This window comes from Micromonospora endophytica, from assembly GCF_003236305.1.
GTDB classification, from domain to species: Bacteria; Actinomycetota; Actinomycetes; order Mycobacteriales; family Micromonosporaceae; genus Micromonospora; species Micromonospora endophytica.
This window is the reverse complement of the sequence record NZ_POTX01000051.1, coordinates 13840-29836: the sequence shown is the minus strand read 5'-3', so window position 1 is coordinate 29836 and position 15997 is coordinate 13840. Positions and strand designations below refer to the sequence as shown.

Annotated in this window: 13 protein-coding genes; 7 read left to right on the top strand and 6 right to left on the bottom strand. The window is 71.5% G+C overall.

The annotated features are described in order from the left end of the window. Nucleotides 1–989, bottom strand: a 989-nt coding sequence (rsgA, locus tag C1I93_RS10560) for a ribosome small subunit-dependent GTPase A (RefSeq protein ID WP_111243071.1), incomplete at its 3' end; no start/stop codon positions are given. A 168-nt stretch (nt 990–1157) separates the two neighbouring features. On the opposite strand from rsgA, the gene C1I93_RS10555 reads away from it, so the two are divergent. From C1I93_RS10555 to C1I93_RS10545, 3 genes are all read left to right on the top strand, one after another. Beyond that, a complete protein-coding gene (locus C1I93_RS10555; RefSeq protein WP_111243070.1) occupies nt 1158–1874 on the top strand; it encodes a maleylpyruvate isomerase family mycothiol-dependent enzyme in 717 nt (238 codons plus the stop codon). A 6-nt stretch (nt 1875–1880) separates the two neighbouring features. Next, nucleotides 1881–2534, top strand: a complete 654-nt coding sequence (locus tag C1I93_RS10550; protein ID WP_111243069.1) for an MBL fold metallo-hydrolase — start codon at nt 1881–1883, stop codon at nt 2532–2534. A 159-nt stretch (nt 2535–2693) separates the two neighbouring features. Then, nucleotides 2694–5120, top strand: coding sequence for a N,N-dimethylformamidase beta subunit family domain-containing protein (locus tag C1I93_RS10545; protein ID WP_181445108.1), 2427 nt, complete (start codon nt 2694–2696; stop codon nt 5118–5120). A gap of 54 nt (nt 5121–5174) precedes the next feature. Here the strand turns inward: C1I93_RS10545 and C1I93_RS10540 are convergent, their stop codons facing one another. Beyond that, a complete protein-coding gene (locus C1I93_RS10540) occupies nt 5175–5783 on the bottom strand; it encodes a DedA family protein (protein WP_111243067.1) in 609 nt (202 codons plus the stop codon). A 222-nt stretch (nt 5784–6005) separates the two neighbouring features. Here C1I93_RS10540 and C1I93_RS10535 point away from each other — a divergent pair, with 222 nt between their 5' ends. Then, nucleotides 6006–6209: a cold-shock protein gene (locus C1I93_RS10535; RefSeq protein ID WP_111243066.1), complete on the top strand. Its 204-nt coding sequence runs from the start codon at nt 6006–6008 to the stop codon at nt 6207–6209. 53 nt (nt 6210–6262) lie between these two features. Here the strand turns inward: C1I93_RS10535 and C1I93_RS10530 are convergent, their stop codons facing one another. Together C1I93_RS10530 and C1I93_RS10525 are read right to left on the bottom strand one after the other, a co-directional pair. Continuing rightward, on the bottom strand, nt 6263–7960 hold the full coding sequence (locus tag C1I93_RS10530) for a CocE/NonD family hydrolase (RefSeq protein ID WP_111243065.1): 1698 nt from the start codon (nt 7958–7960) through the stop codon (nt 6263–6265). Nucleotides 7961–7967: 7 nt separating this feature from the next. After that, nucleotides 7968–8516 (bottom strand): MarR family winged helix-turn-helix transcriptional regulator, encoded by a 549-nt coding sequence (locus tag C1I93_RS10525; RefSeq protein ID WP_111243064.1) that lies wholly within the window; start codon nt 8514–8516, stop codon nt 7968–7970. A gap of 179 nt (nt 8517–8695) precedes the next feature. Here C1I93_RS10525 and C1I93_RS10520 point away from each other — a divergent pair, with 179 nt between their 5' ends. Beyond that, entirely contained in the window at nt 8696–10789 is a 2094-nt protein-coding gene (locus C1I93_RS10520; RefSeq protein WP_111243073.1) for an MMPL family transporter, read from the top strand. On the opposite strand, the gene C1I93_RS10515 is transcribed toward C1I93_RS10520, so the two are convergent. After that, nucleotides 10783–11682: a lytic transglycosylase domain-containing protein gene (locus C1I93_RS10515; protein WP_111243063.1), complete on the bottom strand. Its 900-nt coding sequence runs from the start codon at nt 11680–11682 to the stop codon at nt 10783–10785. The two genes, C1I93_RS10520 and C1I93_RS10515, sit on opposite strands and share 7 nt — an antisense overlap. Nucleotides 11683–11847: 165 nt before the next feature. Here C1I93_RS10515 and typA point away from each other — a divergent pair, with 165 nt between their 5' ends. Together typA and C1I93_RS32370 are read left to right on the top strand one after the other, a co-directional pair. Continuing rightward, the gene (typA, locus tag C1I93_RS10510) at nt 11848–13716 is read left to right on the top strand and encodes a translational GTPase TypA (protein ID WP_111243062.1); all 1869 of its coding nucleotides are present in this window, start codon (nt 11848–11850) and stop codon (nt 13714–13716) included. Between the two features lie 141 nt (nt 13717–13857). Continuing rightward, entirely contained in the window at nt 13858–14865 is a 1008-nt protein-coding gene (locus tag C1I93_RS32370; protein WP_223256719.1) for a serine hydrolase, read from the top strand. Between the two features lie 21 nt (nt 14866–14886). Here C1I93_RS32370 and C1I93_RS10495 read toward each other — a convergent pair whose 3' ends face one another. After that, complete coding sequence (locus tag C1I93_RS10495) at nt 14887–15903, bottom strand: TerC family protein (RefSeq protein WP_111243061.1); 1017 nt, start codon at nt 15901–15903, stop codon at nt 14887–14889. Nucleotides 15904–15997: the final 94 nt, after the last annotated feature.

Here is a 15997-nt window from a genome sequence, read left to right as displayed (position 1 = left end):
GTGCGGCGGTGGGTTTGGTGGGCGATCTCGCGGTGCAGGCGACGCCAGCTCTCCCAGCGGCGTGCCGTGAGGGCTCCGGAGGTGAGGGCGGCCCGTACGGCACAGCCCGGCTCGACCTCGTGACCGCAGTCACCGTACCGGCAGTCGGTGGCGAGATCGGCGATGTCGACGAAGGCCCGGTCGAGACCGGCCGCGCCGTCCAGCAGGCCGACCGCCCGGACCCCCGGGGTGTCCAGCACCGCGCCGCCGCCGGGCAGCGGCACCAGCGACCGCCAGGTGGTGGTGTGCCGCCCCTTGCCGTCGACTCGACGGATCGACTGAGTGGGCATCACTGTCGTCCCGGCGAGCGCGTTGACCAGGCTCGACTTGCCCGCGCCGGAGGGCCCGACCAGGCCGAGGGTCCGGCCCGGGGTCACCTCGGCCCGCAGCGGCTCCAGCCCGGTGCCGCGCTCGGCGCTGACCGGCAGCACCGGTACGCCCGGCGCGACGGCCGCGACTTGGCGGGCCACCGCCGCCGGGTCGGCCGCCAGGTCGGTCTTGGTCAGTACGACGAGCGGCCGGGCCCCCGATTCGTGGACCAGGGCGAGCAGCCGCTCGATGCGGCCCGGGTCCGGCGCGGGATGCACCGGTTCCACCACCGCGACGGCGTCCAGGTTGGCGGCGAGCAGCTGACCTGCGCTGTCCTTGCCGGCGGTCCGCCGGATCAGGGCGGTACGCCGGGGCAGCACCGCCTCCACCGTGACCCGCCCGTCGGGCCAGGTCCCGAGCAGCACCCAGTCGCCGGCACAGGGCAGTCGGGTGACGTCGCTCGCCGCGGCGGCCAGCACGGCCCCACCGGAGCTGGCACGCACCGGCCCGTCCGTGGTGAGCACGGTGCAGACGCCACGGTCGACCCGGGCGACCCGGCCCGGACGGTGCGAGGTGCGGCTACGACGCAGGTACGCCGCCCGGTCGGTGTCCCAGCCCAGGGCGGTCAGGGTGATGTTCATGACTCCTCGTTCAGGGTCGGTACGGGTGACATGTGCGTGCGGTGACCGGCATGACCACCACCTCCCCCGTTCCGGTGCCGCGAACCACCACGACGGTAGGACGCGCGGCGACGCGCCGGAAGTGAATTCCGCGGCGACGGGGCCGGCCCGGACGGCTAGGGTCAGAACGTGACGACGGACCCCCTCCTGTTGACCGGCGACGTGGACGACGCGACGGCCCGCCTGCTGCGTACGGCGGCCCGTTTCGACGCCGCCGACCTGGCGGCGCCCGCGCTGCTGCCGGGCTGGACGCGTGGGCATCTCCTCGCCCACCTGGCCCGCAACGCCGACGCCTTCGTCAACCTGCTCACCTCGGCCCGCACCGGGCAGCGCATCCCGATGTACGCCAGCGCCGAGGCCCGGGACGCCGACATCGAATCCGGCGCATCCCGGTCCCCGCAGGAGCAGCTCGACGACCTACGCCGCAGCGCGGACCGGTTCACCGAGGCGGTGGCCGCGATGCCGCCGTCGGCGTGGGCCGTCGACGTGGAGACCCGGCGCGGGCCGTGGCCGGCCACGATGCTGGTCTGGGGACGGTTGCGGGAGGTGGAGGTCCACCACGTCGACCTGGCCGCCGGTTACCGGCCGGCGGACTGGTCGGCGCAGTTCGGCCACCGCCTGCTGCACGAGGTCGCCGCCGGGTTCGCCGCCCGCGACGACGCCCCGCCGATGGTGCTGCGTTTCGACAGCAGCCGCCACGATCTGATGATCGGCGACCGCGACCGCGCCCCGGTGATCGCCGGCCCGCCTGCGGAACTGGCCGCCTGGCTGACCGGCCGCAGCCCCGGCACCGAGCTGACCGTCACCCCCGACGGTCAGTTGCCCCGCCCACCCGAATGGATCTAGAAGGCTATGACCTACAGCGGAGACGTCACCCCCGGCGGCCCCCCGGCGGTACGCGAACTCGACCGGCTGACCATCACCAAGGTGTCGGTCGGTCCGATGGACAACAACGCGTACCTGCTGCGCTGCCGCGCCACCGGTGAGCAACTGCTGATCGACGCGGCCAACGAGGCGTCGCGTCTGCTGGAGCTGATCGGCGGCGACGGGCTGCGTACGGTGGTCACCACCCACCAGCACATGGACCACTGGGTGGGGTTGGCCGAGGTGGTGGCGAAGACCGGTGCCCGTGCGCTGGTGCACGCCGACGACGCGGCCGGTCTGCCGATCGAGACGCAGACCCTCACCGACGGCGACACCGTGCCGGTCGGCGACTGTGCGCTGGAGGTCATCCACATCAAGGGCCACACGCCGGGTTCGGTGGCGCTGCTCTACCGCGACCCCGAGGGCGTCCCGCACCTGTTCACCGGGGACAGCCTCTTTCCCGGTGGGGTCGGCAACACCGACCAGGACCCGGACCGCTTCGCCGCGTTGATCGACGACGTCGAACACAAGCTGTTCGGCCGGCTGCCGGACGAGACCTGGTTCTACCCGGGACACGGCCGGGACTCGACGCTCGGCGCCGAGCGCCCGCAGCTGTCCGAATGGCGGGCCCGCGGCTGGTAATCCACCCAGCGCCCACTCCCCCACCCGACCCGGTCCCGCTCCCCGGCGGCCGGGTCGGCTGCTGTCCGGTTACTGACGACAGCGACATCGCCGCAGATCATGAGGCAGCTTCACGTTAAAATTGGAGGTCACCTCTACCCCTCCACCGGAGGTGATTCGGTGCCGTCTCAGTCCCTTTTCGACACCCTGACCGCTGCCGATCCACACTGGACGGAAGCCCGTACACAACTGACGCTCGGCACCCTGATCCAGGTCAACGCCGACGGCGAGATCACCGGCGGGCGGTGGTTGTTCCCACAGTCCGCGCCGGCCGGCCAGCTGACCGTCCAGTGGGTGCTGTACGACAACGTCACCCAGCAGGTGCTGCGCCGGGCAACGTTCGGCACCCCGACCTGGGGCGCGTGGAACAGCGTCTCCGTCGAGCCGCTGCCGGTGACGGCGGGCCGATGGCTGGTCGCCGCCGTCTACCTGTCCGCGACGATCGAGGTGGCCTACCCGTACACCCACTGGTTCTTCACCTCGGCCCGCACGAACGGCAACCTGTTCGCCCCGGCGACCGACGCGGACCCGGCGGACATCGGCAACGGCCGCTTCTCGCTCACCGACAGCTACCCCGGCCAGACGTTCAACGCGACAAGCTACTTCGTCGACCTGACCTACGCGGTCTCCAACGTTCCCGGGACGCCGAATGACGCCCTCGTGCTGGTCGGCGCGGATCGGCCGGTGCGGTCCGGCGCGACGGTGGGCCTGGACGTGACCGTCACCAACCTCGCCGCCGGGGAGACCGTCACCTCCTACTCATGGTCGGTGCCCTCCGGCGGCGGCACACTCAGCGGCGCCAGCACAGCCACCCCCATCTACAGCGCCCCCTCCGGTGCCGCCGTGGCGGTGGTGCGGGCGTCGGTGACCACCAGCGCCGGCAGGTCCGGCCAGTTGGACCTGCGGGTGTCGCGGGGCGCCAATCCGGTCGCGGCCGAGAACGCCCTGCCCGGCACCGACCGCGCCACCTGGGATCTTCCCGTTGGCGGCCTCGGCGGGGTGTCCACCCTGCAAGGGTTCGCCGACGGGTTCAGCTTCAACCGCGACGAGACGGTCCGCTTCAAGATCGGCCAGAGCGACGGCGTCGGCTGGTCGGCGCAGGTGTACCGGCTCGGTTGGTACGGCGGTGCCGGCGCGCGCCGGTACGCCACCCTCACCCCGAGCACCGCCCAGCAGACGGCCAGTCAGACCCAGCCGGCGGCGGGTGACTGCGACCCCGACACCAGCCTGCCCTCGCTGGACTGCGGCACCTGGTCGACCACGCTGACCTGGACCCCACCCGCGTGGGCGCCCTCCGGCATCTACCTGCTCCGTCTCGACCGCACCGGCGGCGGCGCGAGCCACGTGCTGTTCGTGCTGCGCGACGACGCCCGCACGGCACAGCTGATGGTGATGCCGTCGGACTCCACCTGGGTCGCCTACAACGCCTACGGCGGGCTCGGCGCCAACCAGTACGCGGGCAACAGCCTCTACTACGGCACCGCCATCAACCAGTACCACGCCGACTGCGCCCGGTACGTGTCGTACAACCGGCCGATGGTCAACCGGGGTGCCGCCGACCCTGGCCGCGTCTACGGCGCGGTGAAGTGGTCGACCTTCTTCACCGGCGAGTACCCGATGCTGCGCTTCCTGGAACGCAACGGCGTCGACGCCAAGTACTACGCGTGCCTCGACGCGGCCGGCGACCCGACCGGGACGCGGCTCGGCACCGTCTCCGCGGCACTGGCGATGGGCCACAACGAGTACTGGTCGGACGCGATGCGCGCCGGCTGGGAAGCGGCCCGCGACGCCGGCACCAGCCTGTTCTTCTGCGCCGGCAACGAGGTGTTCTGGCGGGCTGTCGGCCACGCCCCGGACAGCGCGGGCCGGCCGCGTACGTGGGAGTGCCACAAGTCCACGATCGCGTCCCGCGCCTCGGTGAGCCGGCCCCAGTGGACCGGCACGTGGCGTGACCCGGACGGTGCCGGCAAGGGCGGCAACGCCCCGGAGAACACCCTGACCGGCACGATTTTCGTGGTCAACGGTCCCGACCTGCGGCCGCTTGTGGTGCCGCGCGACGGCGGATACTCGACCACCCCGCTGTGGCGGCACACGACAGTGGCGGCGCTCACCGCCGGCCAGACGTGGACGTCCCCGACGCAGATCCTCGGTTTCGAATGGGACACGTACGGACCGGCCGGGACGAGTTCTCCCGGCGCGGCCTACCTGGCGCCCCCGCACCCGGACACGGTCTACTGCTCACACGTGACGTACTCCATCGCCTCCGGTCTGCTGCTGACCGGGCCGGGTGACGAGTACGACTCCGCCGGCACCGCCACCCACCGCCTGGTGGTGTATCCGGGCGGCAACGGCGCCCTGGTCTTCGGCACCGGAACGATCAACTGGTCGTTGGGGCTCGACTCGGCCAACACCTACCAGGTGGGCGGCGACAACACCTCGAAGGAGATCCGGCAGGCCACCATCAACATCCTCGCCGACATGGGGGTGACCGCCGCGACGCTGATGTCCGGGCTGGCGGCACCCGCCCCGGTCGACTGGTGGGGGTGACCCCGTACGCCCCGGTCCGCATGGTCGCGGTCGGCACACCCGGGCCGGGGCGCCTCAGCCGGTGACCCGACGCAGCCGACGCCGGGTGCCGAGCAGCATCAGACCCGCCAGCAGCAGACCGCCCACCATGGTGACCAGCAGCGGGCTCGCGCCGGCGGGGAACAGCCCGGCCAACGCCCGCGACGCGGTGCCCACCACCAGGTAGAGGCCGGCCCACGCGCCCGCGCCGAGCGCCGCGAAACCGAGGAACCGCGGGTACGACATGTGCAGACCGCCCGCTGCCAGGGGCAGCAACGCGTTGAACACCGGCAGGAAGGGAGCGACGAGCACCAAGCGCCCGCCGTCGCGGCGCAGGATGCCTTCCGCCGCCACCCACCGGGCCTCACCCACCCAGCCGCCGAAGCGGCTGTGCCGCAACCGGTCGCCCCACCGCCGGCCCACCAGGAAACTCAGCGACCAGCCGGCCAGGCAGCCGGCGACCACGGCGACGAAGGCCGCCAGCCCGGTGCTGGGGCTGCCGACCGCCACCGCCGCGAGCACCGCCACGTCCCCCGGCACCAGGACACCGAAGAGCGGCACCGCGTCGAAGAGCATGACCACGCCGAGCACCCCCATCAGCAACCCGATGGGAAGCTCTCCGACCTGGGCAAGCTGCTCTGCCATACCTCGTACGCTAGGGCCTGCGACCAAGCGCCCGACACCGGGTTTCCTCCGGAGTTTCCCCCAGTTGTCCCGGACACCGTGGGCCGCTGTCGCGAAGCGCGCCGTGATCGCTGAGGCGCTTCGCCCGGCAAATGTCCTATTCACCGGTTACTGTCGGGAAGGTATTTGGGCGATCACCTGCACGTAGCTCACGATCGCCCGCGGATCAGGGAGAGAGAACGCATGGCAACCGGCACCGTGAAGTGGTTCAACTCGGAAAAGGGCTTCGGTTTCATCGAGCAGGACGGCGGAGGTCCCGACGTCTTCGTGCACTACTCGGCGATCGCGTCGAGCGGCTACCGCGAGCTGGCCGAAGGCCAGAAGGTGGAGTTTGACGTGACCCAGGGGCAGAAGGGGCCGCAGGCAGACAACGTTCGCCCGATGTGACCCGGTGCCGATGGCGGCGGCCGGTGACCGGCCGCCGCCTCGAGCAGTGTCGTTCAGCTCGTCGCGGGCTGCCCGGCGGACGCCACGATCGGCAGGACCACCGCGGACGGATGCTCCGGGTCGTGCAGGATCTCGCGATATCCGGCGCGCAGGGCCACGGCCGCACCGAGCGGTTCCCCGGTGCCGGGGTTACGGGCGTACCGAGGGTGGGCACCGCCGGAGACCTGGAGGCGCAACCGGTGACCGGGCGCGAATCGGTGGGCGGTGGGCCACAGTTCCACAGGCACCAGCACCACACCCGTGTCGTCGGCGGGAAAGCGCACCGGGTCGAGCCGGACCAACCCGTCGCAGACGTTCCAGGAACGCCCTCGGCGATCCACGTCACACAGCCGCACGAAGAGGTCGAGGTAGGACAGCTCGCTGCGTAGGTGGATCTCCGCCCGGACCGGCCCGACCACCTCGACCGCGCGGTGCAGCGGCGCGCTGGTCCAGGTCAACACGTCCGCCCGAGCCTCCACCGGGCGATTGTCGACGGGTCCGGCGCGCTGAGCCACCAGCAGCGGACCACCCAGCGAGGGCGTGGGGTCGGCCGGGTCGTACCAGAATCCGTCCGGTGGCGACGGCACCGCCACCGACGTACGCAGGGCCTGCCCCGGATGCAGATGCCAGCGCACCTCGCGGGCGGGTGGCGGCCAGTCCGGCAGGTCCCGCCAGCCCCCGCCAGCCCCGCCGAGATGCACCCGCACCGGTGCCTCGCCTCCGGCGTCGGCACCGGAGGGCCGGGGGTCGACCCGAACGTCGTCGGTGTCGGACAGGTGGGTGTCGAGCCAGCGCAGGCCCTCGCGCAGGGCAGCGACGAAGAGCCCGGGACTGCCGTGGGTCCACGGCCCGACGATCAACCGCGGCCGGGCACCGGTGGCGCGCAGCGCCGCGTAGTCGCGCAGCTGCGCCGGCAGGAAGATGTCGTGCCAGCCGCTGACCATCGCCACCGGCGCCCGCACCCGGTGCAGCCGGTCGTCGGCGTCCCGGCTGCGCCAGTAGTCGGAGTCCGGGGTGTGATGCCGCAGCCACTCCTGGAAGAACGGCACGGTGACCCCGGTGGCCACCCGGTCCGCCTCGACCAGGGGCAGGTGCGACAGCGCCGCGACCAGCCGTGGCTGCCCCCGTTTGAGTTCCCACTGCCGGGCCAGCCACGGCACGGTCTGTGCCTGGAGCAGCTCCGTCCAGGTCAGCACCGTGTCCAGGGCGAACGACTCACCGGCGTACGTGGAGTCACGCATGGCCGACGCGGTGATCACCGCGACCATCGCCCGCAGTTCCTCGCCCGCGTCGGCCGCCAGAGCCCACTGCACGAAACCCTGGTAGCTGGCGCCGAACATGCCGAACGCGCCACTCCACCAGCGCTGCCGGCGCAGCCAGTCGAGGGTGTCCAGCCCGTCGTCACGCTCATGCACGAACGGGTCGAACCGCCCGCTCGAACCGCCGGTGCCCCGGCAGGACTGGATGACCACGTGGAAACCCCGCTCGGCCGCCAGCCGGCAGAGCAACCGCATCGGCCCACCCCGACCGTACGGGGTACGGATCAGCACGGTCGGTGCCCCCGGCAGGTCGGGGGCGTAGTGGTCGGTGCGCAGGATCACCCCGTCGCGGGCCCGGACGGCAAGGTCGCGGTCGACGGCGACCCGGCGGGTCCGCGCCGGCGGCAACCGCAGCGTGGCGGCGGCCAGGCGGGCGGCGAATCGATCCAGCATCGGCGCCTCAACCGCTCCGTCGCCGCGCCGGCACGTCCCCCGACCCGTCGCGCTGCTGCCGTGTCCCGTCCCGGTGCTCCCGCAGCCCGTCGCGGTGCTGCCGCAACGAGATGCCCATCGCCGCCAGGAACCGGTGCACCACCTCCAGCTCGTCGTCACCGAAGTCGGCCATCACCCGGTCGGTGCGCTCGCCGAGGGGACGGAAGAAGTCCATGGCCAGGGCGGCACCCTGGTCGGCATAGTGCAGCAGCACCTTGCGCCGGTCGCCGGTGTCTCGATCGCGGCGGATGTGCCCGGCCCGCTCCAGCCGGTCGACGAGCGCGGTGACCGAACCGGAGGAGAGGTTCAGCTGCTCGCCGAGGCGACCAGGGGTGATCGGCGTGCCGGCGAGTTCGGCGTCCATCACCGCGATCAGCGCTTGGAGGTCGGTGGCGTTGAGGCCGTGCCGACTGGCGAAGGCGTGCCCGACATGCTGGGCGTCCGCGCCGTATCGCCGCAGCTCGGCGGTGATCTCCGCGATCAACCAGCCGCGCCGCGTGTCACGCCGTCGATACATCCCATGAGCTGCCACGTTCCGCCGCTTCCTTCCGCGCCGATGGCAGCATAGCCGAGCCAGGCCCATATCTCGCCAATCAAGATACTCGACAGCCGACACCTGTTGCGCCAGCTCTCTCGATGAGCGAAACTCTCGAAGGTCTAGAGGTCCCCTCGTACGAAGATCGGATGGTGCCCGGGATGCCCGCGCTCACCCGCGTCGCCGGCAACCGCCTGGCCGCGTTGCTCACCCTCGTCGCGGCGATCGCGTTCGGTGTGGTGGTGTTCGTGCTACCGATACCGGACAACCCGGCACCCGTCTCCGCCACCGGCCTGTCCGAGCAGTGGCAGTCCACCCAGGTCGAGCGGCTCCAGGACGAACTGCCCGCTAGCGACGTCCAGCCGGCCATCGTGGTGGTGAGCCGCACCGACGGCGCACCGCTCACCGACACCGACCAGACCACCCTCACCAGCGGCACCACCGCCCTGGCCCCGCTCGCCGCCGGCGGTCAGGTCGCCCCACCACAGCTATCCCCGGACGGCACGGTGGCTCTGGTCGCCGTGCCTGTCGACACCACCGACGGCCAGGAGGCGGTCGCCGACCGGGTGGCCCAGATCCGCGCCGCACTCACCGATCTGCCCACCGACCTCACCGTCGAGGTGACCGGCGCGCCCGCCTTCACCGCCGACCTCACCAAGGTCTTCGAGGGCGCCGACACCACCCTGCTCGCCGTCACCGCCGCCGTCGTGGCGCTGCTGCTGCTCGTCACCTACCGCAGCCCGCTGCTCTGGATGGTGCCCCTGGCCATCGTGGCCGCCACCGAACAGCTCACGCTGCGCGCCCTCGACACGATCATCCCGGCGGTCGGCATCAACTTCGCCGGCGGGGCCGTCACCGGCATCGCCAGCGTCCTCGTCTTCGGTGCCGCCACCAACTACGCGCTGCTACTGATCGCCCGCTACCGCGAGGAACTACGCCGCGAGGAGGACCGCTTCGTCGCCATGCGCGCCGCCCTGCGCCGGACCGCCGAACCGATCCTGGCCAGCGGCGGCACCGTCATGCTCGGGGTGCTCACCCTGCTGCTGAGCGAGCGGGAACTCAACCGCGCCCTCGCCGTCGCCTGCGCCGCCGGCATCCTGCTGGCCATGGCCTCGGCACTGCTGGTGCTGCCCGCCGCGCTGGTGCTGCTCGGCCGCGGCCTGTTCTGGCCGTTCGTGCCGCACGTCGGCAGCGCCGGCCGGGAAGGCCGGATCTGGGGTCGGCTCGGTGCCGCCGTGATCCGCCGTCCGGCACCCGTCGCGGTGCTGGCCACGCTGCTGCTGGCCGGTCTCGCCCTCGGTGGGCTGGGCCTGCGCACCGGCCTGTCGGAGACCGAGCAGTTCCGGGTCCAACCGGAGGCGGTCACCGGCGCGCAGACCCTCGCCCGCGCCTTCCCCGCCGGCACCACCCAGCCGGTCGCGGTGATGACCAGCCCCGACGCGGTGCCCGCGGTCACCGACGCCGCCGCCGGCGTACCCGGCGTCGCCTCCGCCCGCCCCGGCCCGGCCGGCCCCACCGTCGCCCAGGTCGACGTGGTCCTCGACGCCGAACCCGGCACCCAGGCCGCCGACCGCACGCTCACCGAACTGCGGGAGGCCGTGGCCGCCGTCCCCGGCTCCGCACCACCGGCACCGGCCGGCGTCGACGATCTCACCGGCGCGGTGGTCGGCGGCACCGTCGCCGGCACGTACGACTCGGCCCAGGCCGACGCCCGGGATCTGCGCCTCATCCTGCCGCTCATCCTGTTGCTCGTCGCCGCCGTGCTGATCCTGCTGCTGCGCGGACTGCTCGCCCCGGTGCTGCTCGTCGTCACCGTCGTCGCCTCGTACTTCGCCAGCCTCGGCGGCGCCTGGCTGCTCTTCGACCACGTGCTCGGTTTCCCCGCGCTGGACAGCACCGTGCCGTTGCTGGCCTTCGTCTTCCTCGTCGCGCTCGGCGTCGACTACAACATCTTCCTGGTCACCCGGGCCCGCGAGGACGCCCGCACCGCCGGCACCCGCGACGGCATGCTCTCCGCGCTGCGGGTCACCGGCGGAGTCATCACCAGCGCCGGCATCCTGCTCGCCGCGGTCTTCGCCGTCCTCGGCGTGCTGCCGCTGATCACGCTGACCCAGATCGGGATCATCGTCTGCCTCGGCGTCCTGCTGGACACCCTGCTGGTGCGGACCGTCGTCGTTCCCGCCCTGGCGTTCCTGCTCGGTGAGCGGTTCTGGTGGCCCGGCCAGATCAAGGCCACCGCACCCCCACCTCAGTAATCGAGGCAGACGCACTCCGTCATCAGTGCCCGGACGTTGCGCACGTAGCTCGGATTGGGGATGGCCAACGGCTGCCCCTCCCGAGCCACCGCGCCGTGACCGTAGTTGTACGCGGCGATCACGGCGTTGAGCAGGCAGGAGTCCAACACCCCCGAGGTGCACAGGCCGGCGTCGAGCCGGTAGTCGGCGTCGAAGTACATGTCGCCGATGTACTTGGTGAGCCACGCCAGGTAGGTGCCGCCGAGGTAGGCGTTGTCCCGGTAGTCCCACACGTCATAGCTCTGCCCGAACCGCTGGTTCATCCAGGTCGCGGTGTCCGGCATCACCTGCATCAGGCCGATGCCCTTGTCGCAGGCGACGATGTGGGACTGCCAGCCGCTCTCCTGCCACGCCGTCGCCTTGATCAGGTTCAGTGGGATCCGGATGTCCGGTGCCGACGTCGGCCAGTACGTACGCTCGGCCGCGTCACTCAACGCGGCCTTGACCTGCGCCCGGCTGGCCTCCTTGCCCTCGTAGCTCGGCTCGCACCCACTGGCCGGCGGCTTCGGCGGCTGCGGCGGCACCTCGGTCTCCACCGGCGGCTTCGGCACCTTGCGCGGCGCAGTCACGGTGCGCTTGGGCTTCGGGGCCGGCTTCGCCGACGGCGACGCCGAGCCGGCACTGGCACTCGCGCTCGGCGCCGCACCCATCGACTCCACCGCGACCGGCGTGGCCGTGACGTCGTCCGGCAGCGCCGGCCCGCTCGGCGTCACCGTGCCGGGCAGATCCTCCGGCAACGCGACCGGAGCGGGCAGCTCCGCGGCCGGAGCGTCGGTGCGGGCACACGCGCCGCCGGTCAGCAGCAGCAGCCCGGCGACGAACGCCATGCCCAGCCCGGTGACTCTCCGCCCCATGTCGACCCCTTTCGGCAATGACGACGTCGCCGCACCCTAACAGCGCCGACAGCCGTTCGTGGCCCCGCGCGTGGCCCACCGGTGCCCGGGTCAGACAGCTGGCCGTCGGCACCCAGGGTGACCCCCGACGCCGCGCGGCAACCACGCAGGCGGGAGGATGGAGGCATGCAGCTGCGCACCGACCTCCGCAACGTCGCCATCATCGCCCACGTCGACCACGGCAAGACCACCCTGGTCGACGCCATGTTGCGGCAGGCCGGCGCCTACGGCGCCCGGGGCGAGGTGACCGAGCGGGTGATGGACTCGATGGACCTCGAACGGGAAAAAGGCATCACCATCCTGGCCAAGAACACCGGCGTGCGCTACCTGCCGGCGGACGGCTCCGACCCGGTCACCATCAACATCATCGACACCCCCGGTCACGCCGACTTCGGTGGCGAGGTCGAGCGTGGGCTGACCATGGTCGACGGGGTCGTGCTGCTCGTCGACGCCAGCGAGGGCCCACTGCCGCAGACCCGGTTCGTGCTCCGCAAGGCTCTCAAGGCCCGGCTGCCGATCATCCTGGTGATCAACAAGGTGGACCGGCCCGATGCCCGGATCAAGGAGGTCGTCGACGACACGTACGAACTCTTCCTCGACCTGGACGCCGACGAGGAGCAGATCGACTTCCCGATCGTCTACGCCTGCGCCCGCGACGGCATCGCCTCGCTGACCCAGCCCGCCGACGGCTCGGTGCCGGACGACAGCACCTCGCTGGAGCCGCTGTTCCGCACCCTGCTGGACACCATCCCGCCGCCCGCGTACGACGAGCAGGCACCGCTGCAGGCGCACGTCACCAACCTCGACGCCTCTCCCTTCCTCGGCCGGCTCGCGCTGTGCCGGGTCCGGCAGGGCACCATCGCCAAGGGGCAGAGCGTGGCCTGGTGCCGCACCGACGGCAGCACCCAGCGGGTCCGCATCTCCGAACTGCTGATGACCGAGGGGCTGGAGCGCAAGCCCGCCGACTCGGCCGGGCCGGGCGACATCATCGCCGTGGCCGGCATCCCCGAGATCATGATCGGCGAGACGCTCGCCGACGCGGAGAACCCCGTCCCGCTGCCGCTGATCACCGTCGACGAGCCGGCCATCTCGATGACCATCGGCACCAACAACTCGCCGCTCGTCGGCCGGGTCAAGGGCGCCAAGGTCACCGCCCGGATGGTCAAGGACCGCCTGGACAAGGAACTCATCGGCAACGTGTCGCTGCGGGTGCTGCCCACCGAACGCCCCGACGCCTGGGAGGTGCAGGGCCGCGGCGAGCTGGCGCTGGCCATCCTGGTCGAGCAGATGCGCCGCGAGTCGTTCGAGCTGACCGTCGGCAAGCCCCAGGTGGTGACCCGGGAGATCGACGGCAAGACCTGCGAGCCGGTGGAGCGGCTCACCATCGACGCGCCCGACGAGTACCTCGGCGCCATCACCCAGCTGCTGGCCACCCGCAAGGGCCGGATGGAGCAGCTGGTCAACCACGGCACCGGCTGGATCCGGATGGAGTGGCTGGTTCCGGCGCGTGGCCTGATCGGTTTCCGCACCGAGTTCCTCACCGAGACCCGCGGCACCGGCATCCTGCACCACGTCTTCGAGTCGTACGAGCCGTGGTTCGGCGAGCTGCGGACCCGCAACAACGGTTCGCTGGTCGCCGACCGCTCCGGCAGCGTCACCGCGTTCGCGATGACCAACCTCCAGGAGCGCGGTCAGCTCTTCGTCGAGCCGGGCACCGAGGTGTACGAGGGCATGATCGTCGGGGAGAACTCCCGCTCCGACGACATGGACGTCAACATCACCAAGGAGAAGAAGCTCACCAACATGCGCTCCTCCACGGCCGACGAGACCGAGAAGCTGATCCCGCCGCGGAAGCTGTCGTTGGAGCAGGCGCTGGAGTTCTGCCGTGAGGACGAGTGCGTCGAGGTCACCCCGGCCGCCGTACGCATCCGCAAGGTGGTGCTCGACCAGACCCAGCGGGCCCGCGCCACCGCTCGCCGCAAGCACGCTGGCTGAACCGCCCGCACCCCTCACACACTCACCCCCGGCGCGCACGGCCGCTCGCCGTTCGCGCCGCTCGCCGGGTTTGCGTGTTAGGAGGGGCCCCCTTTAATACACCAGGCGTTAACAGGGGGCCCCTTCTTTCATACTCAGGGGGTGAGGTGGGACGCGCTGCCAGGCACGATCTCGGTGTACGCGGGGCGGCTAGCCGCCCCGCCCACCTGGACCCGGCACGCCGAGGCCACCCACTACGCGGCGAGCACCATGAAGCTGGCGGTACTCGCCGCGCTGTACCGCGCCGCCGACATCGGCCGCCTCGACCTTGACGCCCCGGCCACGGTGCACAACCGGTTCACCTCGGCCCAGCCGGACGCGCCCGCCTTCTCCTGCGCCCGACAGCAGGACAACGACGACGCCGTCTGGGACCGGCTCGGCGACCGCGCTCCGCTGCGCTGGCTTGCCGAGCGGATGATCGTGAAGTCCAGCAACCTCGCCACCAACCTGCTTATCGAACACGTCGGGTTGGCGGCGGTGGCCGACCTCTGGGCCCGGGTCGGTGCCCGGCACAGCGTCACCGGCCGCGGCATCGAGGACTTCGCCGCCCGCGACGCGGGCATCACCAACCTGGTCACCGCAGCCGACCTGGCCGACCTGCTCGACGCCGTAGCCACCGGCGCCGCCCGATCAGGCTCCGCTTCCCCACCCTCCGGTCCCGCCGGGTTAGCCGCCGCTTCCCCACCCTTCGGTCCCGCCGGGTTAGCCGCCGCTTCGCCGGCCTCCGGTCCCGCCCGGTCAGGCTTCCCTGTCGGCAGCGCCCGCCGGCAACCGGTCTGCTCACCCGCCGGCAGCGCCCGGACGGAACCGGTCGTCTCGCCTGCGGGCTGTGCCGCGATGCTCGACGTGCTCTGTGCGCAACAGATCCGTCAGGACATCGCCGAGGGGCTGCCCGCAGGCACCCGGCTGGCGCACAAGAATGGCTGGGTACGTGGTGTGCGGCACGGCGCGGCGGTGATCTTCCCCGATGACGCCCCCGCCTACCTGCTCGTCGTCTGCACCAGCAGGCCGGTCCCGGATGACCAGCCCAGCGGCCGGGTCGATCGATCGGCCCGCCACCTGGTGGCCGACATCTCCGCGCTGGTCTGGCGCCACCGACACGATCTGTGAGCGCCCGCCCGCGCCTGGGGTCTACTGACCGCTGGGCTCTCTCGGGCCGACGCCGGCGAGTTCACGCCGCCGGTCCCGGGAGGACTTGACCAGGCTGGCGATGGTGGCGACGGTCAGGGTGACCAGGATGACCAGCAGAGACAGCCAGATGGGGATGTGTGGCGCCCAGCCGATCGGCTCGCCACCGTTGAGGAAGGACAGCTTGTTGTCGGCCAGCGCCTCGAGGATCAGCTTCACCCCGATGAAGCCGAGCACCACCGCCAGGCCGTAACTCAGGAAGATCAACCGTTCCAGCAAGCCGCCGAGCAGGAAGTACAGCTGCCGCAGTCCCATCAACGCGAAGACGTTGGCGGTGAAGACGAGGTACGGCTCGTGGGTGATGCCGAAGATCGCCGGGATCGAGTCGAGGGCGAAGATGAGGTCGGTGGTACCGATGGCGATCATGACGATGAGCATCGGGGTGAACATGCGCCTGCCGTTCTGCCGTACGGTCAGCGCGGCCCCGTCGTAGCCCCGGGAGATGGGCAGCGCCCGCCGGCTCCACCGGATCAGCACGTTCTCCTGGAAGTCCTCCTCCGCCGACTCACCCTGCCGGGCCAGGTTGATGGCGGTGTAGATGAGGAAGGCGCCGAAAATGTAGAACACCCAACTGAACTGGCTGATCAGGGCCGCACCGGCGGCGATGAAGGCACCGCGCATGACCAGCGCGAGCACGATGCCGATGAGTAGCACCTTCTGCTGATACTGGCGAGGCACCGCGAAGCGGGCCATGATGATCATGAAGACGAAGAGGTTGTCGACCGAGAGGCTGTACTCGGTGAGCCAACCCGTGTAGAACTGCCCGGCGACACTCGCTCCGGCAGTCAACCAGAGGCCGGCACCGAAGAACAGGGCCAACGCCACGTAGAAGGCGACCCAGAGGCTGGACTCCCGCACGCTGGGCTCGTGCGGTCGTCGCCCGATGATGAGCAGATCCACCAGGAGCACCGCGGTGAGGGCGACGAGGGTTGCCCCCCACACGAGTCCGGACACGTTCACAGTCTCATTCCTCCGTCGTCACCCAGCAACCGGCACACCGTACGCCAGCGATTCACGCCACCTCACCACCGCTCCGCATCCTAGGAGGCTAGGC

Bases quoted from the DNA above. Each gene is read 5' to 3' on its own strand.
- C1I93_RS10550 (WP_111243069.1), top strand. From the start codon at position 1,881: ATGACCTACAGCGGAGACGTCACCCCCGGCGGCCCCCCGGCGGTACGC.
- C1I93_RS10540 (WP_111243067.1), bottom strand. From the start codon at position 5,783: ATGGCAGAGCAGCTTGCCCAGGTCGGAGAGCTTCCCATCGGGTTGCTG.
- C1I93_RS10535 (WP_111243066.1), top strand. From the start codon at position 6,006: ATGGCAACCGGCACCGTGAAGTGGTTCAACTCGGAAAAGGGCTTCGGT.
- C1I93_RS10530 (WP_111243065.1), bottom strand. From the start codon at position 7,960: ATGCTGGATCGATTCGCCGCCCGCCTGGCCGCCGCCACGCTGCGGTTG.
- C1I93_RS10525 (WP_111243064.1), bottom strand. From the start codon at position 8,516: ATGTATCGACGGCGTGACACGCGGCGCGGCTGGTTGATCGCGGAGATC.
- C1I93_RS10520 (WP_111243073.1), top strand. From the start codon at position 8,696: ATGCCCGCGCTCACCCGCGTCGCCGGCAACCGCCTGGCCGCGTTGCTC.
- C1I93_RS10515 (WP_111243063.1), bottom strand. From the start codon at position 11,682: ATGGGGCGGAGAGTCACCGGGCTGGGCATGGCGTTCGTCGCCGGGCTG.
- typA (WP_111243062.1), top strand. From the start codon at position 11,848: ATGCAGCTGCGCACCGACCTCCGCAACGTCGCCATCATCGCCCACGTC.